Raw genomic sequence first — 23,117 nt, 5'->3', positions numbered from 1 at the left:
TTGTGACCGTGACCACCGCGTTGTTCTACCTCGTTGTCATGGTTTTCGTGGCGGCCGTGGTGTTCCTGCTCGCCTCGGTGCTGTTCGGCCGCGGCGAGGAGTTGCCCCCGTTGCCGCCTGGCGCATCGCCGACCAGACTGCCCGCCAGCGGCGTCACCTCGGATGACCTGCGGAATGTGCGGTTCCAGCTGGTACTGCGGGGTTACAAGATGTCCGAGGTGGACTGGGTGCTGCAGCGCCTCGGCGACGAGGTGGACGGCCTGCGCTCACGGATCGCCGAACTCGAGCAGCAGCTCGAGGAGAAGGCGGCCGCTCAGTGACCACTGGGGCGAAGCCGGTGAAGGACCTGGTCCGGTGCTCGTGGGGGGACTCGGCGCCGGACTACGCCGCCTACCACGACGAAGAGTGGGGAACGCCACTGCACGGGGAAGTGGCGATGTACGAACGGTTGTGTCTGGAGTCGTTCCAGTCGGGCTTGTCCTGGATCACGATTCTGCGCAAAAGAGAGAACTTCCGGCGCGCGTTCGCCGGCTTCGAGCCCAAGCTGGTCGCTCAATTCGGCGACGCGGAGGTTGCCCGGTTGATGGCCGACGCGGGCATCGTGCGTAACCGCGCGAAGATCGATGCCGCGATCCGCAACGCGCGTTCAGTGCTTGAGCTGGATGTGCCCCTGGACGAGTTGTTGTGGTCTTTCCAGCCCAAGCGGCACAAGCGGCCGCGCACGATGGCGGATGTGCCCGCGGTGACTGATGAGTCGAAGGCGATGGCCAAGGAGCTCAAACGGCGAGGTTTCGTGTTCCTCGGTCCTACCACGTGTTATGCGCTGATGCAGGCGACCGGGATCGTGGACGACCATATCGCCGGCTGCCATCGGGCGAACTGAAATGCGCCGGAAAATGGTCCTTCTCCACTGTGGGCGGTTACGTGACCAGGTCGTTACCAAGAATAGTTCCGGCGTGTCGCGCTTCGGCGTGTCGCGTCAGGGTTTGGTAGTTGTCGCATGTAGACGTCCTGGTTCCAATCCGTCACGGCAGGTCGGCGCGTGGTCACCAAACGACACGCAAAAGATCGGTTCGATTTCGTCGCGGTGAGTGGATAGGAGAGAATGACGCTTAGCCGAGGCTGGTGGACCCGGTCTGCGGTGGGCAGGCTATGACGGAGGGAGCACGCTATGGCGGCCATGAAGCCCCGGACCGGTGACGGTCCCCTCGAGGTGACTAAGGAGGGTCGGGGCATCGTGATGCGCGTCCCACTGGAGGGTGGTGGACGCCTGGTGGTGGAGATGTCACCGGACGAGGCCAGCGCCCTGGGGGATGCGCTCAAGGCCGCCGCAGGCTGACGCCCCCGTCCAGAGTCACCGCGCGCCCCGGTATCCACACTGGAGCCGGGGCCGCGTTACGTCCGCGAGCCGCGAGGAGGTCCGCAAGGTGCGCACGCCGGTGCCATCGTTACCGAGTCCGTTGCCAGAGTTCGAGGTGACGGCCGCGCCACGGCGAGGCCTGCCTGTGGCCGTACTCGCGCACGCAGGGGACTCGCCGCTGCTAGGTCCAGGCGGCGCCGATCTCGGTGCGGACTGGGCCGCGGCGGTGGGGCTGACCGGCAAGGCGGGCGAAGTGCACACGGCGGCCACCCAGGGCGCGGGAATCCGCTGGGTCGCGGGCGTAGGCGAGGGCTCGGCGGCCGAATGGCGCAAAGCCGGCGCGGCGCTCGTGCGGGCCTTCGAATCCCGAGCGGCCACAGACGCCGACGCAGGTCGCCGCGTGGCCCGATCGTTGCAGCTCACGCTCCCGCCGGATGCGGAATCCGAGCAGATCGCAGAGCTGGTGCTGGGCGTGAGCCTGGGTGGTTACCGCTTCACGGTGACCGGCAAGCCGGCCAAACCCCGGCTGCGGTCGTTGCGGCTCGTGACGTCCTCGCCCGATGAGTTGCGGCCCGCCGTCGAGCGTGCGGCAGCTTTCGCGGCAGGCACAGCAGCGACGCGTGACATGGGCAACGCGCCTTCGAACGTCAAAGACCCCGCATGGCTCGCGTCGACGGCGGTCAAACTGGCGGCTCAACTTCCTGGCCTGCACGTCGACGTGCACGACGAGCAGTGGATGGCCGCACAGGGCTTCGGCGGCGTGCTCGCCGTCGGTGCCGGTTCTGTCCGGCCGCCTCGGTTCGTCGAGTTGTCGTGGCGTCCGCCCAGGCCGGTTGGCCCGCACGTCGCTTTGGTGGGCAAGGGGATCACCTTCGACACAGGCGGCATCTCGATCAAGCCCGCGGACGGTATGCACCTGATGCGCACCGACATGTGCGGTGGCGCAGCCGTGATCGCGGCCCTGGTGACGGTGGCCCGCCTCGGTCTGCCCGTACGCGTGACCGGCCTCGTTCCCATTGCGGAGAACCATGTTTCCGGCTCCGCGTACCGGCCCGGCGACATCGTCACGCACTTCGACGGCCAGACCACCGAAGTGACGAACACCGACGCCGAAGGCCGCATGGTGCTCGCCGACGCCATGGGCTACGCGGTCAGCCGCGTGAAGCCAGACCTGATGGTCGACGTCGCGACCCTGACCGGAGCGATGAAGATCACCCTCGGCCTGCGCACCGGCGGCCTCTTCGCCACCGACGACGACATCGCCGACCGGATCGTGCAAGCCGGCAAACGCTCTGGCGAGGCCTGGTGGCGCATGCCCCTGCTGCCAGAACTTGAAGAAGGCGTGGTCAGCGACATAGCCGACTGGCGCCAATGCCCACCAGGTCCCAGCGGCATCACCGCGGCCTGGTTCCTCCGCCAGTTCACCGGCGACATTCCTTGGGCCCACCTCGACATAGCCGGCCCCGCTCGGGCCGACAAAACCTATGACGAGGTAGTCCCCGGCGCTACCGGCTTCGCCACCAGAACCCTCGTGGAACTGGTCGCCTCCTACGCCTCCTGAACCAGTTCCAGCCCTGTGGACAACCGGCGGTCTGCGCCGTCACGCCTGGGCGAAGGGCGGCCACGGCCCCCTGTGATCCAGCGTAATCCTGGGTACCGACAGAAAACGGGTGGACAGGGCAGTCCACAGGCTGTGCTGTGGACAAGTCAGCGCCTGTGGACAACCAGGGCCTCGTCACCCACGATCTCGACTTTCTGTCAGACCGCAACGATAGGCTGGAAAACGGGGGGCCGTGGCCTAACCCAGTGCCTGGCATAAGGGTCCGCTCGCCCGACAAGTGAGCTGTTCCCGCGCGCCACCCATGCCGACCTGACACCGGCGCCGGGTGGAAGGTCTATCTGGGGCCTTTGATCAGGGCGAAGTCGCGGAATGCCCGGACTGCCGGGGTCAGGTGGTCGTGGGACGGCCAGGCCAGGGCGACGGTTCGGGTCGCCTTGGGCAGGACTGGGATTTCCACCAGGCGTGGTGCCGGGTGTTCGGCGGCGGGCAGGATCGCGATGCCCAGGCCCGCTGCGACCAGGCCGCGGACTGTGTCGGATTCTTGGCCTTCGAAGGCGAGGCGGGGAGTGAAGCCGGCCGCCTCGCAGAGGTCGTCGGTTATCCGGCGGAGGCCGAAGCCGTGTTCCAGGCCGACGAATTCCTCCTCGGCGAGTTCGGTCACGCGGACCCGGGCGCGGGTCGCGAGCCGGTGGTCCTCGGGGAGCACCAGCATCAGGTCCTGGCTTTGGAGCGGCGCCCAGGCCAGGTCGGGCTCGTCCGGCGGCGGCCCGAAGAACGCCAGGTCCACCTCACCGCCACGGACTCGTTGAAGGATCTCCGCCCGGGAGGCCTGGACCAGCCCGATTCGCACGCCTTCGTGACGCTCCCGGAAGGACTTCACCAGTTCCGGCACGAGTGTGCGGCCAAGCAGGTGCAGGAAGCCCAGTACGACCCGCCCGCTGCCTGGGTCGACTTCTTCGATGACCCGGCGGGTTCCGGCTTCCAGAGCACCCATCGCGGAACTGGCCGCGTCCACGAGCAGCAGGCCCGCACGCGTGAGCCGCACTCCCCGCCCGTCCTTGACCACCACGGGTGCGCCGACTTCGGAGGCCAGGGCAGCGAGCCATCGGCTGACGGTCGGCTGAGGGACGCCGAGCACTGAGGCTGCTTGCGTCACGTTCCCCGACTGGGCCAACGCGCGCAGCATCGCGAGCCGCGGCGCCAAAGCAGCGGCGAGTGATTCATGCGCTGGCGTATCGATAAATCAATACTGCCGTATTGGACGTATGAATCCCAGCTGCTTAGCGTCAAAGTCCGTGGACAGGATCACGATCGGCATCGCGGCCGGTGGGCTGGCGAGCTTCGCGCTGCTCTACGCCCCGCAGCCGGTCCTGCCTCAGTTGGCGCACCAGTTCCAGGTCACGCTGGATCAGGCGTCGCTGGTGGTGGGGGTCGCGACGGGTGCGTTGGCGCTGGGCGTGATCCCGTTGTCGCTGCTGTCCGAAGTGGCCGGCCGGCGCCCGGTGGTCCTGCTGTCCGTCGTGGTCGCGATTGTTCTCGGGTTGGTCCTGCCGTTCGTCTCGGACTTCCATCTCCTTGTCGGCCTGCGTGCGCTGCAGGGGCTCGCGCTTGCCGGGTTCCCGGCTGTGGCCATGGCGTATCTCGCTGAACAGGGCCGGGTGAAGGCGATCGGCATGCTGGTCGCGGGCAACACGTTCGGCGGCATGGTCGGCCGCCTCGCGGCTGGGCTGACCGGCAGTACGGCACCTGTCGCGATCCTCGCCGCGGCTGCGGCGGGTGTCCTGATCTGGGCTTTGCCGCGAAACGCGGAGCAGACCACCACGAGAGCCGGGATCAGTCTGAGCTCGGCGGTACGCCGGCCGATCCTGTGGGCGTTGTACGCGGTCGCGTTCCTGGGGATGGGTTCGTTCGTGGCGCTGTACAACGCGATCGGCTTCCGGCTGGCCGCGCCGCCGCTCGAAGTCAGCCCGCAGGTCGCGTCGTTGGTGTTCGTGGCCTACGCGATCGGTGGCGTCAACTCGGCCACCCTGGGCCGTCGCGCCGGTCGGCAGAAGGTCCTTTTTGGAATGCTCGGGCTGACCACGGCCGGTGCCCTGATCACGATCCCGGCCCATGTCGTGCCGATAGCCATCGGATTCGTGCTGCTCACGGCCGGCTGGTTCGCGGCACACGCGGCCGCGGGCGCCTGGGTGAACGTCGTCGCGCCGCACAAGGGCCCGGCGTCAGGCCTGTACACCGGTGCCTACTACGCGGGGGCCTCTGTCGGAGGCACGGCAGGCACCGCGGTTTACGCGGCGTGGGGCTGGACGGTGCTTGTGTCGGTCTCGGTGTGCTGGCTGTCGTTGTCGGCGTCGGGCGTGTGGTGGATCTCCCGCCGCCGGAAGACCTTGTCCAGTGCGAAGAACTTGAGCAGGAACACCGGCGCGCCACTGGCCAGGTAGGCCACGACCAGGCCGATCGTCCGCCAGCCGCGGTCGGTGATCAACGGATCCAGCAGCCAGTCCATCACCGTGGTGATCCCGATCGACAGCACGCCGCCCGCCGCGGTCACCACGATGTAGGCCAAGATCTCCGCCTGCCGCCCGGCCTTGCCCTTGTTGCCCCAGGCCCAGCGCCGGATCATCAGGAAATGCGGCAGCGAGCCGACCAGGAACGCGATCGTGCTCGCGGTCATCGCGTCGGCTTCCCACGCCCAGTACAACACCAGCAGCACGACCTGGCTGATGCCCGTCGCGATCAGCGAGGCCACCGTGTACCTGGTGAAGATCCGAGTCACACCACGAGGTTTCTCCTCAATCACTGAGGACGCCCTCAGGCAACACCGCGCGGTACACGTCCACAGTCTGCTGCGCGACGGTCGCCCACGCGAACTCCCGCTCGGCCCGCTCCCGGCCCGCGGCGCCCATCGCGGCCGCCCTGGACGGGTCTTTCACCAGCGTGTTGACCATTTTCGCGAGGTCGTCGCGGAAGGCCTCGGTGTCGTGTTCGTCATAGTGCGCCAGCAGCCCGGTCTGGCCGTCGGCCACGACCTCGGGGATCCCGCCGACGTCCGAGGCGACCACGGCTGTGCCGCACGCCATAGCCTCGAGGTTCACGATGCCCAGCGGCTCGTACACCGACGGGCACACGAACACCGTCGCGTGGCTGAGGATCTGCCGGACCTCTGCGGGCTGCAGCATCTGCTGGATCCAGAACACGCCCGCCCGTTTCTCCGCCAGCTCGGACACGGCCTGACGCGTCTCCTCAGCGATCTCGGGCGTGTCGGGTGCGCCCGCGCAGAGCACGAGCTGGGCGTCCGGGTCCATGTTGTGCGCGGCCGCGATCAGATGCCCGACGCCCTTCTGGCGCGTGATCCGGCCGACGAACGCGACGATCGGACGGCCCGGGTCGATGCCGTAGTGCTCGAGTGCGTCCGTTTCGCTGACGGGGTGGTAAGCGTTCGTGTCGATGCCGTTGCGTACGACGTGCACGCGTGACGGGTCGAGCGCGGGGTAGCAGTCGAGCACATCGAGTCGCATGCCGTCGCTGACCGCGATGATCGCGTCAGCCGCCTCGTACGCCGTCCGCTCCACCCACGACGACAGCCGGTACCCGCCGCCGAGTTGCTCGGCCTTCCACGGCCGCCGTGGCTCCAGGGAATGCGCCGTGATCACGTGCGGCACGCCGTGCAGGATCTTGCCCAGATGCCCGGCCATGTTGGCGTACCAGGTGTGCGAATGCAGCAGGTCAACGCCTTCGGTCGCGGCCGTCATGGCCAGATCCACCGACAGCGTCTGCAGCGCCGGGTTGGCATGTTCCAGCCCCGCCGCGGCGTTGTGGGAGTGCGCGTCGGCGCGGTGCCCGCCGAAGGCGTGCACGTCCACATCGATCAGCTCACGGAGCCTGGGGACGAGAAAACCGACATGAACCCCCGCACCGCCGTACACCTCAGGCGGATATTCACGTGTCAGCAGACCGATGCGCACACCTGGTCACACTAGTTGCCGATGCTGCTCTTGGGTGAACGTCACGCCAAACGTGCCGTTTCGATCTGGCAGTGATCGTGGTCCGGACACTAGTGTTCCGTGCGTGACAGGCCAGCCGAAGGTACTCGGGATCGTGCTGGCGGGCGGCGAGGGCAAACGCCTCTGGCCCCTGACCGCCGACCGAGCCAAGCCAGCCGTCCCGTTCGCGGGCAACTACCGGTTAGTCGACTTCGTACTGTCCAACTTGGTCAACGCCGGCTATCACAAGCTGTGCGTGCTGACCCAGTACAAGTCGCACTCACTGGACCGGCACATCTCCACCACGTGGCGACTATCGAACATCCTCGGCCAGTACGTGACCCCGGTCCCGGCGCAGCAGCGCCTCGGGCCGCGGTGGTACACCGGCAGCGCGGATGCGATCTTCCAGTCGCTGAACCTGGTGTACGACGAGCGGCCGGACCACATCGCGGTGTTCGGTGCCGACCACGTGTACCGGATGGATCCGTCCCAGATGGTCAACCAGCACGTCGAGTCGGGACTCGGGGTGACGGTGGCCGGGATCCGGGTGCCGAGATCGGAGGCGAGCGCCTTCGGCTGCATCGACTCCGACGAGTCCGGCCGGATTACCCGGTTCCTGGAGAAGCCCAAGGACCCGCCGCACGTGCCCGGCGACCCGGACGTGACGTTCGCCTCGATGGGCAACTACGTCTTCCGGACCGAGGTGCTGCTGGAGGCGCTGCGCGCGGACGCCGCGAACCCGGACTCCGACCACGACATGGGCGGCGACATCATCCCCATGCTGGTCGACGACAACAACGCGGCGGTCTACGACTTCGACGACAACGTCGTCCCGGGCGCCACCGAACGCGACCGTGGCTACTGGCGTGACGTCGGGACGCTCGACGCCTACTACGACGCGCACATCGACCTGGTCTCCGTGCATCCGGTCTTCAACCTGTACAACCAGGCCTGGCCGATCCGGACCGCGACCCCGCCGCTGGCCCCGGCCAAGTTCGTCAACTCGGGCTCGGCCGTGGAGTCGATCGTGGGTCCAGGAACGATCGTGTCCGGAGCGTCCGTGCGGGAGTCCGTGATCAGCGCGGACGTCGCCATCGAGGACGGCGCCACGGTCGAGGGCAGCGTGCTGCTGCCCGGCGTCCGGATAGGCAAGGGTGCCGTGGTCCGCCGGGCGATCCTGGACAAGAACGTGGTCGTGGCCGACGGTGCGCAGATCGGCGTGGACATCGACGCCGACCGCGAGCGCTACACCGTCAGCGCGGGCGGCGTCATCGTGCTGGGCAAGGGCGCCCGGATCTCCTAGTTCTTGGCCGCGACGAGCAGGCCGTCGCCGACCGGGAGCAGGACCGGGACAAGGCGGTCGTCCTCCTTGACCAGCCTGGTGACCTCGCGCAACGCGACCGTGTCCTGGTCCTTGTCGGCCGGATCGGCGACACGGCCATGCCACAGCACGTTGTCGAACGCGATGACGCCACCTGGCCGCAGCAGGCGGACGCCCTCTTCGTAATAGCTCGGGTACTCCGTCTTGGCCGCGTCCACGAAGATCAGGTCGTAGCCGGAGTCGGTCAGCCTGGGCAGCACGTCCAGGGCCCGGCCCATGATCAGCCGCGTCCGGCCGGGAGCCACCCCCTCGGCCGCGAACGCCTGCTTGGCGGCGGCCTGGTGCTCAGGTTCGACGTCGATCGACGTCAGCACGCCTTCCGTGGCCATGCCACGCAGCAGGTAGAGGCCGCTCAGGCCGGCGCCCGTGCCCACCTCCACAACGGCCTTCGCGCGCAGCGCGGTGGCAAGAAACCGCAGCGCGGCGCCACCAGCAGAACCGATCGGCACACAGCCCAGTTCCAGGCCACGCGCCCGTGCGGCACTCAGCGTCTCGTCCTCGGCCAGGTAGTCCTCGACGTATCCACGTAGCCCGGCCGGCCATTCGGGTGTCACAAGCAGCGAGGTTAGCTGTGTTCGATTGCCCTCGCTTCGCTCGGGCGGGCTTGGTCGCCGAAGCCGGGCGCTGTTACATGCCGACCCCCTACGGGGGCCGCCCACCCCCAACCGCGGTCCACCTCGCCCCACGCGACCGGCAACTTCGCTCGGGGCTGGCCGCCGCTGTAGCTGGGGCGATGCCGGGCGTGTTGCGATGCGTAAACGACCGGCGCGACCAAGCCGGCTTGGGGTGAAATTTCTCAGGTTCGTCTTAGCTGGTTCTCACGCCCCCCATAACGGGGTACCGGAAGCTATCGACATCAAGGGGAGTCGATTGACCGAAGTGGGGAACACCGTGAACGAGGTCCGCGTTGGTGAACGTAGTGGGCAGTCAAGTCCGCGGGAGGATACCCACCTGATGAGCGATTCCGACGTTGCGCTGGCCGAGCCGGTCGAGCTGGGCGACCAGCCGGCCTGGACGCCGCCGACCTGGGACGAGGTCGTGCGTGAGCACGCCGACCGTGTCTACCGGCTGGCCTATCGGCTGACCGGCAACTCGCACGACGCCGAGGACCTCACCCAGGAGACCTTCATCCGGGTGTTCCGTTCGCTGGCCAGCTACAAGCCGGGCACCTTCGAGGGCTGGCTGCACCGCATCACCACGAACCTGTTCCTCGACATGGCGCGCCGCCGTTCGCGGCTGCGGATGGAGGGGCTGCCGGACGACACCGACCGGCTGGCGGGCGACGATCCCTCGCCCGAGCAGGTCTACTCCGAGACGCACCTCGACCCCGACCTGCAGGCCGCCCTGGACGAGCTGCCGCCGGAGTTCCGGGCAGCGGTCGTGCTCTGTGACGTGGAAGGCCTGTCCTACGAGGAGATCGGTGCGACCCTCGGCGTGAAGTTGGGTACTGTTCGCAGCAGGATTCACCGTGGCCGTCAGGCCCTGCGTGCCTCGCTCGAGCGGCGCCGCGAAGTGACCCGGGAGGCTTCCGCATGACCGATCTGCGCGGGTGGAGTCTGCCCGAGCAGCACCTGATGCCGGATGCTGTCGTGGCGTTCGTGGACGGGGAACTGTCCGCCAACGCTCGTGACCGCGTGGCCGTGCACATGATGAGCTGCTCGTTCTGCGCCGCTGAGATCCATGCTCAGCGGCAGGCCCGCTCGGCCGTACGGGCCGCGGACGCACCATCGACCCCCGCGGGCCTGCTGGCCAGCCTGCGGGCGATCCCCCAGAACACCGAGCTGCCCGGTATGCCGGACGAGCTCGCGATGACCGACGACGGCCAGCTCGTGGCCTTGCAAAGACCGGACCGCGCGGGCAAGACCCCTTTTGGATCGAAGCCGGCACTGGGTTCGCAGCCTCGGCTCGGGGAAGGGCCGAACGTGCTCGGTCGCGGTCGCCGTACCGCGCAGGGAGCCGGCGTTGTCGTCTCGGGCCTGGTGCTGGGCGCGCTCGCGCTCGTCGCACCTTCAGGCGCCCCGGCGAACGGTGACGTGGCCGCGCCCGGCCGGGTTGTCCGGCCCCCGGTGCAAGTAGCGCCGGTGCTGGTGGGCCCTGGCCCGATCATTCGCTGAAGACCTTCCGCATAGGACATGCAGCCCCCGTCGCCTGACGGGGGCTGCATGGTTCTTACCGGGCTTTCACCAGCTGAAGAGCACCCTGGACAGTGATGAGCCAGCACCCTGAGCAAGACCCGCGCCCCGAGCCAGGCGTGGAGTCACCTGACCGGCTCGGCCCTCGCCCGTTGAGCCGTCCCTCGGTGGATCCGGCTCAGGCCGCGGTGTTCGGGCGACCGGACGGCGTGGACAGCGCCTTCGCGCGGACGAACGGCAGTCACCCCGACCCGGCGTTGCGTTCCGCGCCACCGCCCGCCGCCGCGCTGATCGAGGCGTTCAGCCGTCCGCCGGACAACTCGGGTGTCATGCTGCAGCGCCCGCCCGGCGACCAGCAGGCCGACGGGGCACGGACCGAGTCCGCTTTGTGGTCGCCGAAGGATGGCGACCCGTGGCGTGACCCGGGTGCCGGCGCGATGATCGGCCCGCCCGCGGTGGACCAGCAGGCGACGGAGTCGGAGACGAAGAAGGCCCGCGCCGCCGGCGCTCTGCTGAGCGTGCCCGAGCTGCTGTTCGGCCGGCGCGTGAAGACGTCCGCGCTGATCATCCTGGCTGTGGTCGCGTTGGTGATCGGTGGTGCGGGTGGGGCGGTCGGCTGGTGGATCGCGCGGACCGGCAACGACCTGACGAGTGATGTGACGTTGGCCGAGGTCCAGCCTGGCGTGCAGCGTCCGCCCGGCTCGATCGCGGATGTGGCCAAGCGCGTGGCGCCCGCGGTCGTCTCGGTCGAGGTGCGCGGGACCAACAGCGGCTCTGTCGGGTCCGGTGCCGTGATCAACGGCGAGGGCTACATCGTCACCAACAACCACGTCATCGACCTGGCGGCCAAGGACGCCTCGATGAAGACGACCGCGGTGTTCCCGGACGGCAGCCGGGCCGACGCCAAGATCGTCGGCCGGGACCCGAAGACGGACCTGGCCGTGATCAAGGTCCAGGTCAACAACCCGACTGTGCTGCAGTTCGGCAACTCCGACAATCTGCAGGTCGGCGACGCGGTGATCGCGGTCGGCTCACCACTGGGGCTGTCCAACACCTTCACCGAGGGCATCGTCAGCGCGCTGCACCGGCCCCGGCTGGTGGCGGGCAATGGCGGTGACCCGCCCGTCGCGTACGACGCGATCCAGACCGACGCCGCGATCAACCACGGTAACTCCGGCGGCCCGCTGGTCGACGCGACCGGCGCACTGGTCGGCATCAACTCGTTCATCGTCGCGCCCAGCGAGGACGGCGGCTCGATCGGTCTGGGCTTTGCCATCCCGGCCAACGACGCCCGCAAGATCACACAGGCCCTGATCCGTGACGGCCAGGTCAAGCACGCGGAGATAGGCGTCAACGCGGTCAGCGACGTGAGCGCCGAGTCCTCCCAGGGTGCGCGTGTGGCCAACGTGGCCGACAACAGCGCAGCCCAGAAGGCGGGCATCCGCGAAGGCGACATCATCACCAAGGTCGGCGACCGTATCGTGCGCAACTCCGCCGAGTTGACCGTTGCGACACGGGCACATGACATCGGGGCGAAGGTTCCGGTTGTCCTGGTCCGCGATGGGCGGGAGATGACAATCGAGGTGGTTTTGCAGTCCGACTGAGTCGGTAAGCTGGGTCTGGGGCGACTCAGGCGGAGGTTGGGGTCATGTTCGACAGCATTGGTTGGTGGGAGATCCTGGTCCTGCTGCTGGCTGCTCTGTTCATCCTGGGCCCGGAACGGCTGCCGTCCGCGGCGGCCTGGATCGGCAAGAGCATCCGCAAGGTCCGTGACTTCGCCACCGGTGCCCGTGACCAGCTCCGCTCCGAGATGGGCCCGGAGTTCGACGAACTGCGCAAGCCGCTGGAGAACCTCCGCGAACTGCGCAATTTCGACCCGAAACGGATGGTCACCCAGCACCTGTTCAACGACGAACCGGCCAACGGCACCAAGCCGAACGGCTACACACCACCGCCACCGGCCGCGTCCACTCCGCCGCCCCTGGCTCCCGGCGAGAAGCCGCCGTTCGACCCGGACGCCACCTGAGAGTTTCAGCGCAGCGACACGGTCACCTCGAGGCCGCCGTCATCTCGGCTGCGGCTGTGCACAGTCCCGTCGTGGGCCCGCACAATTGAGGCCACAATGGACAGACCGAGCCCGACGCCCCGGTCGGTTCCGGTCCGTGCCCGGGTCAGCTGCCGGAACGGCTCGAACAGGGCATGCACCGACTCAGGCGGGACCTCGGGGCCCGTGTTGGCAATCACGATCGTGCTGTCGCCACCCACCCGGACCGACACCCAGCCGCCGTTGTTGTACTTGATCCCGTTGTCGACCAGGTTGCAGATCAGCCGCTCAAGCAGGACAGCGTCGCCCCGGACCACGCACGGCTCGGTCGAGATGCTGAGCTGTACGCCAGCGTGCGCCGCAGCTGTCTCGTAGGTCGCGACGGCGTGCTCGGCCAGCGCGTCGATGCGGACGTCCGATGCCTCGTTGAGCCCACGGTTGCTGCTCGCCAGCATGAGCAGCCCTTCGATGAGCGATTCGCTGCGTTCGTTCATCGTCAGCAGTCGATGGCAGAGCTGGCGGGTGTAGTCGTCGGTGGCCGGTCGGCGGATCGCCACCTCGATCATGGTTCGCTGAGTGGCCAGCGGGGTGCGCAGCTCATGCGAGGCGTTGGCGACGAAGCGGCGCTGGCTGTCGAACGAGTCAGCCAGCCGGTCCAGCATGTCGTCGAACGTGTCGGCCAGCTCGGTGAGCTCGTCGCGCGGGCCTGGCATGCGGATCCGCTGGTCCATGCTGTCCGCGCTGAGCGTGCGCGCGGTGGACACCACGCCGTGCACCTGACGCAGCATCCGGTTGGCGGCGAGCCGGCCGAGCAGTAAAGCGAGGGCCGCGGTGCCGACCAGGGTGAGCCCGGACTGCACGAGCAGCGTGTTCAGCACGTCCGCGCGATACTGCGCGGTGTCCACCAACCGGTCGGTGGAGGCGCCCGGAGTCGTGTTCGCCGAACCGTCCACTTTGGTCTCGGCCGGTACCGTTCCGGCGTTGGGCAGCTCCCCGCCGGCCGGCGGCAGCGCGGCGCGGACCAACAGGTAGTTGGCGCCCAGCAGGATGACGCCGCTGATCAGCAGCAAACCGCCGACGAGTACCGCCAGCCGGGTCTTGATGGAGAACCGGCGCCGGCTTACTCGCCCAGCCGGTAGCCCACGCCCGGCAGTGTGTGGATCACCGCCGGCGTCCCCAGTTTCTTGCGCAGCGTCATCATGGTCACCCGTACCGCGTTGGTGAACGGATCCACGTGCTCGTCCCATGCCTGCTCCAGTAGCTCCTCGGCGCTGACCACCGCGCCTTCGGCCTGCATCAGTACCTGCAGAACGGCGAATTCCTTGCGTGCCAAGGGAACTAGTTGGCCGTCGCGGCGCACCTGGTGCTTGGGGATGTCCAGTTCGATGCCGCCGGACCGCAGCACCGGAGGCAACGCCGGACGCGCCCGCCGGCCCAGCGCCTGCACCCGGGCGAGCAGTTCCTCCCAGGCGAACGGCTTGGTCAGGTAGTCGTCGGCGCCGATGCTGAGCCCGTGCACCCGTTCCACCACCTGACGCGCGGCGGTGAGCATGATGACCCGGGTCGCGCCGCCGGCCGAGACGATCTCCCGGCATACGTCGTCGCCGTGCACCGTCGGCAGATCGCGGTCCAGGATCACCACGTCGTACCGGTTGACCGCGACCATCTCCTGGGCGATCCCCCCGTCGAAACACAGGTCGACAGCGATCGCCTGCTGGCGCAGGCCCTCCGCGATGGCCTCCGCCAGCAGCACCTCGTCTTCGACCACAAGCACCCGCATCCGACCAGTGTGCCCTGTCCAGCCATAAACAGGCCGTAAGCAATAGGCACTTACGGCCGAAATATCCCTCCCACTGTAAATAGGGAACCAACGCCGATCGGCGACCCATTCCGGGGACGAGGAGCATGGCGATGCGAATTCGATCATGGGCAGTTCTGGCAATCGGATCCTGCGTGCTCGCCGCAGGCTGTGGCGCGAGCGAAGCCGGACCGCAGGTCGCGTCTGTTTCGACACCGGGCAGTGCGTCCAGCGGGCCTGCGCGGCCGGGCGACCCGAACAAGGATCCGTTCAGTGAATGCATGCGGCAGCAGGGAGTCGAGCCCCGCAGCGTGGACGACTCGGCAGGCGGCGGGGGCAGCGGCCAGGACCAGGCTGGCCAGCCACCCGCAGGCGATCAACGTAAACGGCAGGAGGCGTTGGACAAATGCCGGCAGTTCCTGCCGGACGGTGGTCAACCCAAACCGATGAGCGCTGAGGCCTTGGAGCAGGCTCGTCAATTTGCGAAATGCATGCGAGGGCTGGGTGTCGCATATCCGGACCCCGATCCGAACGTCGGCGGCGGGGCAGGCACGGCCCCAATCCCCAAGGAAGTGGATATCACTGACCCAGCCGTACGGCAGAAGCTCAACAAATGTTCCGCGGAAACCCAAGGCAGCAGCACGGGGCCGACGCGATGACGGTTCAGGACGGTATCGCCGTCGGGGTACGCCGGCGTCGGCGGCGCAGACGGCTACTGGCCGCCGCGGTGAGCGTCGCGGTACTCGGCACCACTGGCGTGGTCGTGTTCACCCGGCTGACCACGATGCCACGGGTGGCCGCGACACAGCCGGCACCTGAGCCCGCCACCGTCGAGGTGATCCGACGGGACCTGGTCGACTTGGTCAGAGTGGACGGCACGCTCGGATACGGGCCGGCCACCGCGGTCAACGCGCGCCGGACGGGAACGTTGACCTGGCTGCCTGCGGTGGGCACGGTGATCAACTGCGGCGAACCGCTGTACGCCGTCGATGCGGTCGGCGTGCCTGTCCTGTTCGGCAGCACACCCATGTACCGCGAGCTCGCGGAGGGTGTTTCGGACGGGCCGGATATCAAGCTGCTGCAGGAGAATCTGGTCAAGCTGGGGTATTTCAAGGGCGGCGTGCCGGACGGCGACTTCGGCGCCGCGACGACCCAGGCGGTCAAACGCTGGCAGAAGGCCCGCAAGGTGGAGGAGACCGGCCGGCTGGCCCTGGGTGAGGTTGTCGTGCTGGATTCAGCCGTCCGCGTCGACAGCGTCACCGCGCAACGCGGGGCACTTGCGGAGGGCGAGATTCTGAAGGTCAGCAGTGTCGAGCGGTTGGTGACCGTGAAGCTGGAGGAAGTCCAGGCAGGCTACGCGGCGGTCGGCGCGAAGGTCACGGTCGAACTACCGGGCGCGCGCACGGTCGGCGGCACAGTTCGTGCGGTGGCCAATAAACAGGCCGAGGAGAACACCGAAAAGGCCGCCAAACTGGTCGCCACGATCGGCCTCGATGACCCCGGTGCGGCACCGGACACCGGAACGGTCACGGTCGCCCTCACCGCGCAGCGGCACGCCGGGGTGCTGGCCGTGCCAGTGCGAGCGCTGCTCGCCCTACGCGAGGGGGGTTACGGACTGGAGGTGGTGGATAGCGGTCAGCGTCGCCTGATGGCGGTGCAGGTGGGCATGTTCGGTGACGGGATGGTCGAGGTGTCCGGAGACGGTGTGGTGGAAGGCATGCGGGTGGTGGTCCCCGAATGACTCCGGTACTCGAACTTGACGACGTCTCCAGGACATACCCCGGCAGCGTGACCGCCTTGCGGAAGGTGTCGCTGCGGATCCAGGCCGGGGAACTGGTGGCGGTGGTCGGCCCTTCCGGATCGGGCAAGTCCACGATGCTGCACATGATGGGCACCCTGGACCGGCCGAGCACCGGGCGTGTGCTGGTCAACGGTCATGACGCCGGCTCGCTGCCGGACCGCAGGCTGTCGGCGCTGCGGGCCTCGTGGATCGGCTTCGTGTTCCAGCAGTTCCACCTCATCGACGGGCTCACCGCGCGGGAGAACGTGATGGCGGCACAGGTCTACGCCGGAACGCCCGTGCGCCGCCGGGGCGCGGAGGCGGACTTGGCGCTGGAGCGTGTCGGCCTCGCCCATCGGGCCGAGCATCTGCCGACCGAACTCTCCGGCGGCGAGCGGCAGCGGGTCGCGATCGCCCGTGCGGTGGTGAACCGGCCGTCGATCGTGCTGGCCGACGAGCCGACCGGCAACCTTGACTCGACCGTGGGCGCTGGGGTGCTCGCGTTGCTGCGCCGGCTCAACGCGGATGGCACCACGATCGTGTTGATCACGCATGACCGCGCGATCGCCGCGTCGGTGCCGCGCCAGATCGACATGCTCGACGGCCGGATCAACGCAGACACGGGGGCAGGGCAATGACTATGAAACTGCCTGGGCGTGTTCGGATGGCACCGTGGGACACGGTCCGGCTGGGGATGATCGGGTTGCGCACCCGGCCGCTGCGCACTGTGCTTGCCGCGCTTGGCATAGCGATCGGTATCGCCGCCCTGATCGCTGTGGTCGGTGTGCCTGCGTCGAACCAGGCGGCACTGCGCAACGAGCTCGCCGGGCTCGGGCCCAACCTGCTCACCGTGGCGCCCGGCGCCGATCCGCTGACCGGGAAGAAGGCCGTGCTGCCTGCGGAGTCGGTGACCATGATCAAACGGATCGGCCCGGTCCAGTCGGTCAGCGCGATCGGCATGACGACGGCGTCGGTGCGGCGCACCGACCGCGTGCCGAGTACCGAGGGCGGCGGGCTGCGGGTGGTGGCAGGCAATCTGGACCTGCTCGGCGTGCTCAACGCCCGGGTGCGTACTGGGGGATTCCTCGACGCGGCCACCGAGCGGTTCCCGGTGACCGTGCTCGGCGCCCGGGCGGCACAGCTGCTCGCGGTCGGACCGGGCGTGCTGGTGTGGATCAAGGACCGGTGGTTCACCGTGGCCGGCGTGCTGGAGCCGGTGCCACTCGCGCCGGAGGTGGACAACTCGGTCATGGTCGGCTGGCCGGCGGCGCAGACCTACCTCGGCTTCGACGGGCGGCCTGGCCAGATCTACGTGCGGGCGGACGAACGCGCGGTGGACGACGTGAAATCGGTGCTCGGCCGGACCACGAATCCCGCGCGCCCCAACGAGGTGCTCGTCAGCCGCCCGTCCGACGCGCTGGCCGCGCAGCGGCTGGTGGACCAGGCCTACTCGTCGTTGTTCATCGGACTGGGGGCGGTCGCACTGCTGGTCGGGGGGATCGGCGTGGCCAACACGATGGTCATCTCGGTGCTGGAGCGACGCCGTGAGATCGGGCTGCGCCGGGCTCTGGGAGCCAGCCGGCGCCAGATCGGCGGGCAGTTCCTGACCGAGTCGATCGCGCTGGCCGGGCTGGGCGGCGGCCTCGGAGTGCTGCTCGGCACGGCGGTCACCGCCGGCTACTCGGCCTACCAGGGCTGGCCGACGGTGCTCCCGGCGGGGATGCTGGCCGGCGGTGTGGGTGCCGCGGTGCTCATCGGGGTGATCGCCGGTGTGTATCCGGCAGCCCGGGCGGCCAGGCTGACACCGACCGAGGCGCTGGCGACCACCTGACCCTGGCCCGCACAGGGTGTGACCCCCGGTGATGAGGCACCGGGGGTCACAAAAGGAGTGAAATCAGTCGGAGAAATTACGCCCGAACGAGCCGAGTGTGTAACTGCCGCAGTCGACCCACAGGTGGTGCTGGCCGACGCCGACCCACCCTGTGTAGACGCGGCCCCAGCCGATGCAGTCAGCCCACACACGCACGTACCCCGCGCGCACGGTGCACTGGTAGTCGACCCTCTTCGAGTTCCAGGACCAGCTGCACCACACGTCCCAGGGGATCTTGGCCGACTCGACGGCCTGTACCGCTGCCGGTGCCTTCGCCACCTGCACGACGGCGGAGTCGCCGGTGGTGTCGGCCGCAGCGGTGGCCGGTGACAGGCCCATGCCGACGAACAGTGCCAGGCCGGCCAGCAGTAGTTTGATCGCGTTCCGGAAGGACAAATTCATACTCTTTCCTCTCCCGCACGGAGGACAGCGACAACAACCCCGAAAGGATGTCGCCCTGCCCCGTGAAATGGAGAGAGTTGGAGACAAGCCGGTCCTGTGGAAGCAAATGCTTCCACGAGGTGTCCAGCCATTTTCTGGCCCATCCGGGCGATTTGATCACACGGGCCGTCGCCGGGACGACTTATGCCCGGCTTATACCGGCGCTGACATACTTGACCGGCTTGTGTCAAGCGCCCGCAAAATCATCAACCTTGGGGGGTTCCTGGTGAGTCATGCGGACACGTTATGGACCTGCGTCGTTTGGTGCCAGTTGCCCTGGTATGGCCGAACTAGATCAATTCCGCACTCGTGACCAGGTTACCGCTGCCTACCGCGGGCGCCGGACGGCGTTCGATGACAATTGGACAATTCTCGGCCGAGATCGGTCTCACGCCACGGACCGTGCGCTCCTACCACGCGCGCGGGCTGCTCCAGCCGCCGGCGCGGGTGGGACGGACCCCGTACTACGGCCGCGGCCACGTCATCCGCATGCGGCACATACTCCACCTGCAGAGCCAGGGCCTGCCGCTGGAAGCGGTCCGTGCCCTGCTCGAGCCGGACATGGTGCTGGACAAGCTGCTGTCGGTCAGCCAGCTGGTCAGCGAAGTGGTCCGCGGCCGTCCGACCCTGCTCAGCGAACTGGTCGCCAGCGGCGTGCTGTTCTGGGCCGTCGACGGGCGCCTCGAAGTGCGCAACGTCCGCGCGGTGGTGGCCGCCGTCGCGGGCATCCGGCATGATGCCGCCCTCGGCCAGGCTCTCCTGCTGCTCGCGAGGGCCGTCAACGAGGTCATGCCGCACGCCGCCGACGCACTGGACAGTCTGCAGGCCACCGTATTGGCACATCCCACGGATTCCGGCCCGGCACCCGACGACATCGTGGAACTGGCGGTCGAGGTGTTCCGGCTCTGTGCCATGCGGCTGAAAATGCCGGGCGACGGGACCGTTCACTCCAGAACAGACTCGGCGACCGGCGATTCGGGATCTGTCGAACCCTTTCCCGAGCCGAGACAGGCGTCGAACATGAGAATTTTTCCGACGCCGTCGTCGCGACCCCGGCGGTGGAGTAACGGCGCCGAGTAAAGAGGCCGAGTCTGCCGGAAACGACCGGGGAATTCACTGGGCGATGTGATCGGAATCCCTGTTTTGGACCGGGCGTCCGCCGGATGGACGAGTTCTTCTCACGGAATTTCCGGCAGAAGCGAATAACATTCGTCCTTCTTGGCCAACGAGCTGGCCAAGAAGGACGAATGCGATCTGGTCAGCGGCCTGCCGGGGAGACCGACAGCATCCGGCCGGCCAGGCCGCGGGCCCGGACGGTCAGACGTTTGGCAACGTCCTTCAGCACAACCGATGCCGGGGCCTCGGGATCCAGCGTGACCAGGGGAGTGCCGGCGTCGCCGCCTTCGCGCAACCGCGGGTCCAGCGGAACCTGGCCGAGCAGGGGAACCTCGGACCCCACGGCGCGGGAGAGCGAGTCCGACACGGTCTGGCCGCCGCCCGCGCCGAAGATGTCCATCCGCGAGCCGTCGGGCATCTGCAGCCAGGACATGTTCTCGATCACGCCGGCGATGCGCTGACGGGTCTGCAGCGCGATCGCGCCCGCTCGTTCGGCAACCTCGGCGGCGGCCTGCTGCGGGGTCGTCACGACGAGGATCTCGGCGTTCGGGATCAGCTGGGCGACCGAGATGGCGATGTCACCGGTGCCGGGCGGCAGGTCCAGCAACAGGATGTCCAGATCGCCCCAGAAGACGTCCGCGAGGAACTGCTGCAGGGCGCGGTGCAGCATCGGGCCGCGCCACACCACCGGCGTGTTGCCGGGGGTGAACATACCGATCGAGATGACTTTCACGCCGTTGGCCTGCGGCGGCATGATCATCGATTCGACCTTGGTCGGTTTGCCGGTCGCGCCGAGCATCCTGGGCACGGAGTGGCCGTAGATGTCCGCGTCGACGACGCCGACGGAGAGGCCGCGTTCGGCCATCGCGACAGCAAGGTTCACGGTGACGCTGGATTTGCCGACGCCACCCTTGCCGGACGCGACGCAGTACACGCGGGTCATGGAGCCGGGTTCGGCGAACGGGATCTTGGGTTCGTCGCCACGCAAGGACTTACGCATCGCGGTGCGCTGCTCGTCGTTCATCACGTCCAGCTCGACGCGTACCTCTTGGACGCCTTCGAGCGCGGAGACGGCAGCCGTCACGTCACGCGTGATCTTGTCGCGCAACGGACAGCCGGCGACGGTCAAGTACACGCCGACGTCGACAAGGCCGTCCGGGTGCACCGTGACGTCCTTGACCATGCCGAGGTCCGTGATCGGGCGGTGGATCTCAGGGTCCTGCACGCCTGCGAGCGCCTTACGGACCGCTTCGACAGTGGGTATCACCTTTCTCATGCTACTTCCGGTAGGGCGAAACCTGACGCGCCGCCCGTTCAGTGGGGCGCTATGCACTCACTTGCGCGCGTTCCGTAACATCGGCTTGTGCCGGAGTTAGGTGCAACCCGGTTGCCCACCCGAAGCGAAATCGACGCATGGCGTGCTTTCCTGCGCTCACATGCCAAAGTGACGCGTTGCCTCGAAGCCGAATTGCTCGCCGAACAACGTCTTTCGCTGGGTGCGTACGACGTGCTCGCACAGCTCGCCGAAGCCGAGGACCAGCGGTTGCGGATGGCGGAGCTCGCTGAGGCCGTGTTGTTGTCACGTTCGGGCGTGACACGTTTGGTCGACAGGCTGGAACGGGCCGGGCTTGTGATCAGGGAGCGCGTCGACGGCGACGGCCGTGGCGTGGTCGCACGGTTGACGCCCGCGGGCGCGAACCGGCTGGGCATCGCCGCGCGTACGCACCTCGCAGGTGTTGTCCGTCACTTCGTCGAGTTGCTGGATGAGCAAGAACTCGCCACCATCGCGCAGTTGACACAGCGGATCGCGGACGCTCAGCCCTGATCCTGCCAAGCGGGGTTGTCCTTGATGTTCTCGGCCGACGCCCGGCGGCGCGGTTTGGCGTTGAGATCGGTCCGTAGCCGGTCGAGCTCGCTGCGCAGGTAGTCGCGCGTGGCCACTTCGCCGACCGCCAGCCGCAACGCCGCGATCTCCCGCGCCAGGTATTCGGTGTCCGCTTTGGTCTGTGCCGCGCGTTTGCGGTCCTCGTCGAGCGAGATCCGGTCCCGGTCGTCCTGCCTGTTCTGCGCGAGCAGGATCAGCGGCGCCGCGTAGGCGGCCTGCGTGGAGAAGGCCAGATTGAGCAGGATGAACGGGTACGGGTCCCATTGCATCGACGCGGCCGCCAGGTTGAGCGTGATCCACACGATCACGATCAGGGTCTGCCAGAACAGGAACTTGCCGGTGCCGAGGAACCTGGCGAGCCGTTCGGAGAACCGGCCGAACGCCTCCGGGTCGAACTCGAACCGCAGGAACCGGCGCGGCCGGACGGGCTGGTCGAGCCGGCGGCGGGGCAGCAGCTCAGGCATCGGTGGTGGCCTCCCACAACCCGTTCTCCCGCCAGCCTTCGGGCAGCAGGTGGTCGAGCACGTCGTCAACGGTGACCGCGCCGAGCAGATGCTCGGTCTCATCGACCACAGGGCCGCACACGAGGTTGTACGCGGCGAAGTACCGCGTCACCTCGCCCAGCGACGCGGTCGGCGGCAGTTTGGCGAGATCCGCGTCCAGCGCGCCGGCGACAAGCTCGGACGGTGGCTCACGCAACAACCGTTGCACATGTACGCACCCCAGATAGCGGCCGGTCGGCGTGGCGGACGGCGGTCTGGTGACGAACACCATGCTGGCGAGCGCAGGCGTGAGATCGGGGTTACGAACCCGCGCAAGGGCCTCGGCAATCGTGGCGTCCGGCGTCAGCACGACGGGCTCAGGCGTCATCAGGCCACCCGCGGTGTTCGACGAGTACTCCAGCAGTCGCCGGACCGGAGCGGACTCCTCGGGCTCCATCAGTTCCAGCAGCCGGTTCTTGTCCAGTTCGGACAGTTCGGCGAGCAGGTCGGCGGCGTCGTCGGGGTCCATCGTCTCGAGGATGTCGGCGGCACGCTCGTCGTCGAGGTGGGCCAGGATGTCCTTCTGGTCGTCCTCAGGCAGTTCCTCGATCACGTCCGCCAGGCGCTCGTCGTCCAGTGCGTCGGCGACTTCGTAGCGCCGCTTGGTGGGCAGATCCCGGATCGCGGCGGCGACGTCGGCCGCGCGCATGTTGTCGAACACAGCCACGAGTTGTTGGGCGCCTTGAGGTTCCGCCGCAAGCTCAAGGACACCCGGACCCCGGACGTCCTCCCACTTGAGGACCCGGACCGGACCGCGGCGACCGAATCGCCCGAGACGTTCGCGCACGGCGACACGGCCGAGAACCCAGTCCCTGGTGCGGGTGGGCTCCATGCCGACATCTTCGACGACGGCCGCGGCATCGCGGGACTCGATCGTGACGCGGGCATCGAAGAGCTGGCCGACGACAAGAACTTCGTTGGGGCGCTGATGGAAGTGGCGCAGGTTGACCGAGCCTGTGGCGAGGGTCAGCGCGGTCGGCTCGATCGACGTGACCCGGAGCATGGGCACGAAGATCCGGCGCCGGGTGGCCAGTTCGACGACGACACCAAGGACCCTGGGCGGCTGGCGGTCGGCCCGCAGACTCGCGACGATGTCGCGCACTCTGCCGATTCGTTCGCCGTCCGGACCGTAGACCGGCAGTCCTGCCAGCTGACCCGCGAAAACCCGGTTTGTGCCCGCCACGTGATCAGGTTAGTAGCCAACGGCGTGGGCTGCGCGGCATC

Annotated in this window: 25 protein-coding genes and 1 pseudogene; 16 read left to right on the top strand and 10 right to left on the bottom strand. The window is 68.2% G+C overall.

Annotated elements, in window-relative coordinates; genetic code table 11:
• The first annotated feature begins 8 nt into the window (after window positions 1-8).
• The 4 genes from JOF56_RS05660 to JOF56_RS05645 all read left to right on the top strand — a co-directional run bounded on the left by JOF56_RS05660 (window position 9) and on the right by JOF56_RS05645 (window position 2,921).
• A complete protein-coding gene (locus JOF56_RS05660; RefSeq protein WP_209635209.1) occupies window positions 9-320 on the top strand; it encodes a DivIVA domain-containing protein in 312 nt (103 codons plus the stop codon).
• The gene (locus JOF56_RS05655; protein ID WP_307854937.1) at window positions 317-883 is read left to right on the top strand and encodes a DNA-3-methyladenine glycosylase I; all 567 of its coding nucleotides are present in this window, start codon (window positions 317-319) and stop codon (window positions 881-883) included. Before JOF56_RS05660 ends, JOF56_RS05655 begins: the two co-directional genes overlap by 4 nt.
• Before the next feature lie 288 nt (window positions 884-1,171).
• Window positions 1,172-1,339, top strand: a complete 168-nt coding sequence (locus JOF56_RS05650) for a DUF3117 domain-containing protein (protein ID WP_084429709.1) — start codon at window positions 1,172-1,174, stop codon at window positions 1,337-1,339.
• An 88-nt stretch (window positions 1,340-1,427) separates the two neighbouring features.
• Window positions 1,428-2,921, top strand: a complete 1,494-nt coding sequence (locus JOF56_RS05645; RefSeq protein ID WP_209635207.1) for a leucyl aminopeptidase — start codon at window positions 1,428-1,430, stop codon at window positions 2,919-2,921.
• A 334-nt stretch (window positions 2,922-3,255) separates the two neighbouring features.
• Here the strand turns inward: JOF56_RS05645 and JOF56_RS05640 are convergent, their stop codons facing one another.
• On the bottom strand, window positions 3,256-4,107 hold the full coding sequence (locus JOF56_RS05640) for a LysR family transcriptional regulator (RefSeq protein ID WP_209648029.1): 852 nt from the start codon (window positions 4,105-4,107) through the stop codon (window positions 3,256-3,258).
• Between the two features lie 109 nt (window positions 4,108-4,216).
• Here JOF56_RS05640 and JOF56_RS05635 point away from each other — a divergent pair, with 109 nt between their 5' ends.
• Window positions 4,217-5,362 carry an MFS transporter gene (locus JOF56_RS05635; RefSeq protein ID WP_307854936.1) on the top strand — a complete coding sequence of 382 codons (1,146 nt, stop codon included), beginning with the start codon at window positions 4,217-4,219 and terminating at the stop codon, window positions 5,360-5,362.
• A gap of 20 nt (window positions 5,363-5,382) precedes the next feature.
• Here JOF56_RS05635 and JOF56_RS57690 read toward each other — a convergent pair.
• Both JOF56_RS57690 and glgA read right to left on the bottom strand, forming a co-directional pair.
• Window positions 5,383-5,625 (bottom strand): annotated as a pseudogene (locus JOF56_RS57690) (GtrA family protein); the annotation flags it as partial.
• Between the two features lie 88 nt (window positions 5,626-5,713).
• Window positions 5,714-6,886, bottom strand: coding sequence for a glycogen synthase (glgA, locus tag JOF56_RS05630; protein ID WP_209635203.1), 1,173 nt, complete (start codon window positions 6,884-6,886; stop codon window positions 5,714-5,716).
• A gap of 103 nt (window positions 6,887-6,989) precedes the next feature.
• Here glgA and glgC point away from each other — a divergent pair, with 103 nt between their 5' ends.
• Window positions 6,990-8,207: a glucose-1-phosphate adenylyltransferase gene (glgC, locus tag JOF56_RS05625; protein WP_307854935.1), complete on the top strand. Its 1,218-nt coding sequence runs from the start codon at window positions 6,990-6,992 to the stop codon at window positions 8,205-8,207.
• On the opposite strand, the gene JOF56_RS05620 is transcribed toward glgC, so the two are convergent.
• Window positions 8,204-8,839 (bottom strand): O-methyltransferase, encoded by a 636-nt coding sequence (locus tag JOF56_RS05620; RefSeq protein ID WP_307854934.1) that lies wholly within the window; start codon window positions 8,837-8,839, stop codon window positions 8,204-8,206. The two genes, glgC and JOF56_RS05620, sit on opposite strands and share 4 nt — an antisense overlap.
• Before the next feature lie 397 nt (window positions 8,840-9,236).
• Here JOF56_RS05620 and sigE point away from each other — a divergent pair, with 397 nt between their 5' ends.
• The 4 genes from sigE (at window position 9,237) to tatB (ending at window position 12,443) form a co-directional block, all read left to right on the top strand.
• Window positions 9,237-9,821, top strand: coding sequence for an RNA polymerase sigma factor SigE (gene sigE / locus JOF56_RS05615; protein WP_281065647.1), 585 nt, complete (start codon window positions 9,237-9,239; stop codon window positions 9,819-9,821).
• On the top strand, window positions 9,818-10,399 hold the full coding sequence (locus JOF56_RS05610; RefSeq protein ID WP_209635197.1) for an anti-sigma factor family protein: 582 nt from the start codon (window positions 9,818-9,820) through the stop codon (window positions 10,397-10,399). Before sigE ends, JOF56_RS05610 begins: the two co-directional genes overlap by 4 nt.
• Before the next feature lie 95 nt (window positions 10,400-10,494).
• On the top strand, window positions 10,495-12,021 hold the full coding sequence (locus JOF56_RS05605) for a S1C family serine protease (protein ID WP_209635195.1): 1,527 nt from the start codon (window positions 10,495-10,497) through the stop codon (window positions 12,019-12,021).
• A gap of 44 nt (window positions 12,022-12,065) precedes the next feature.
• A complete protein-coding gene (gene tatB, locus JOF56_RS05600; RefSeq protein WP_209635193.1) occupies window positions 12,066-12,443 on the top strand; it encodes a Sec-independent protein translocase protein TatB in 378 nt (125 codons plus the stop codon).
• A 5-nt stretch (window positions 12,444-12,448) separates the two neighbouring features.
• Here the strand turns inward: tatB and JOF56_RS05595 are convergent, their stop codons facing one another.
• Together JOF56_RS05595 and JOF56_RS05590 are read right to left on the bottom strand one after the other, a co-directional pair.
• On the bottom strand, window positions 12,449-13,531 hold the full coding sequence (locus JOF56_RS05595) for a sensor histidine kinase (RefSeq protein ID WP_245378163.1): 1,083 nt from the start codon (window positions 13,529-13,531) through the stop codon (window positions 12,449-12,451).
• Window positions 13,532-13,581: 50 nt separating this feature from the next.
• On the bottom strand, window positions 13,582-14,241 hold the full coding sequence (locus tag JOF56_RS05590) for a response regulator transcription factor (protein WP_209635191.1): 660 nt from the start codon (window positions 14,239-14,241) through the stop codon (window positions 13,582-13,584).
• Between the two features lie 131 nt (window positions 14,242-14,372).
• Between JOF56_RS05590 and JOF56_RS05585 the strand changes: the two genes are divergently transcribed.
• From JOF56_RS05585 to JOF56_RS05570, 4 genes are read left to right on the top strand one after another with little or no spacing between them, the layout of a single operon-like run.
• Complete coding sequence (locus tag JOF56_RS05585; protein WP_209635190.1) at window positions 14,373-14,918, top strand: DUF3558 domain-containing protein; 546 nt, start codon at window positions 14,373-14,375, stop codon at window positions 14,916-14,918.
• The gene (locus JOF56_RS05580) at window positions 14,915-16,000 is read left to right on the top strand and encodes a peptidoglycan-binding protein (RefSeq protein WP_209635187.1); all 1,086 of its coding nucleotides are present in this window, start codon (window positions 14,915-14,917) and stop codon (window positions 15,998-16,000) included. The genes JOF56_RS05585 and JOF56_RS05580 overlap by 4 nt, the downstream gene beginning before the upstream one ends.
• Window positions 15,997-16,677: an ABC transporter ATP-binding protein gene (locus JOF56_RS05575; protein ID WP_209635186.1), complete on the top strand. Its 681-nt coding sequence runs from the start codon at window positions 15,997-15,999 to the stop codon at window positions 16,675-16,677. Before JOF56_RS05580 ends, JOF56_RS05575 begins: the two co-directional genes overlap by 4 nt.
• A 26-nt stretch (window positions 16,678-16,703) precedes the next feature.
• A complete protein-coding gene (locus JOF56_RS05570; protein WP_245378162.1) occupies window positions 16,704-17,870 on the top strand; it encodes an ABC transporter permease in 1,167 nt (388 codons plus the stop codon).
• Between the two features lie 63 nt (window positions 17,871-17,933).
• Here the strand turns inward: JOF56_RS05570 and JOF56_RS05565 are convergent, their stop codons facing one another.
• Window positions 17,934-18,311: a hypothetical protein gene (locus tag JOF56_RS05565; RefSeq protein ID WP_209635181.1), complete on the bottom strand. Its 378-nt coding sequence runs from the start codon at window positions 18,309-18,311 to the stop codon at window positions 17,934-17,936.
• A 393-nt stretch (window positions 18,312-18,704) separates the two neighbouring features.
• Between JOF56_RS05565 and JOF56_RS05560 the strand changes: the two genes are divergently transcribed.
• Window positions 18,705-19,430, top strand: coding sequence for a MerR family transcriptional regulator (locus tag JOF56_RS05560; protein ID WP_209635179.1), 726 nt, complete (start codon window positions 18,705-18,707; stop codon window positions 19,428-19,430).
• A gap of 178 nt (window positions 19,431-19,608) precedes the next feature.
• Here JOF56_RS05560 and JOF56_RS05555 read toward each other — a convergent pair whose 3' ends face one another.
• Complete coding sequence (locus JOF56_RS05555) at window positions 19,609-20,742, bottom strand: Mrp/NBP35 family ATP-binding protein (RefSeq protein ID WP_209635177.1); 1,134 nt, start codon at window positions 20,740-20,742, stop codon at window positions 19,609-19,611.
• Window positions 20,743-20,829: 87 nt separating this feature from the next.
• Here JOF56_RS05555 and JOF56_RS05550 point away from each other — a divergent pair, with 87 nt between their 5' ends.
• Window positions 20,830-21,291: a MarR family winged helix-turn-helix transcriptional regulator gene (locus JOF56_RS05550; protein WP_307854933.1), complete on the top strand. Its 462-nt coding sequence runs from the start codon at window positions 20,830-20,832 to the stop codon at window positions 21,289-21,291.
• Here JOF56_RS05550 and JOF56_RS05545 read toward each other — a convergent pair.
• Entirely contained in the window at window positions 21,282-21,815 is a 534-nt protein-coding gene (locus JOF56_RS05545) for a DUF1003 domain-containing protein (RefSeq protein WP_209635176.1), read from the bottom strand. The two genes, JOF56_RS05550 and JOF56_RS05545, sit on opposite strands and share 10 nt — an antisense overlap.
• Window positions 21,808-23,076: a magnesium transporter MgtE N-terminal domain-containing protein gene (locus JOF56_RS05540; RefSeq protein WP_209635174.1), complete on the bottom strand. Its 1,269-nt coding sequence runs from the start codon at window positions 23,074-23,076 to the stop codon at window positions 21,808-21,810. Before JOF56_RS05540 ends, JOF56_RS05545 begins: the two co-directional genes overlap by 8 nt.
• Window positions 23,077-23,117 lie beyond the last annotated feature (41 nt).

The organism is Kibdelosporangium banguiense (genome assembly GCF_017876405.1).
Classification (GTDB): domain Bacteria; phylum Actinomycetota; class Actinomycetes; order Mycobacteriales; family Pseudonocardiaceae; genus Kibdelosporangium; species Kibdelosporangium banguiense.
Note: the sequence above shows the minus strand (reverse complement) of the source record. Positions and strands in the feature narration are given on the sequence as shown.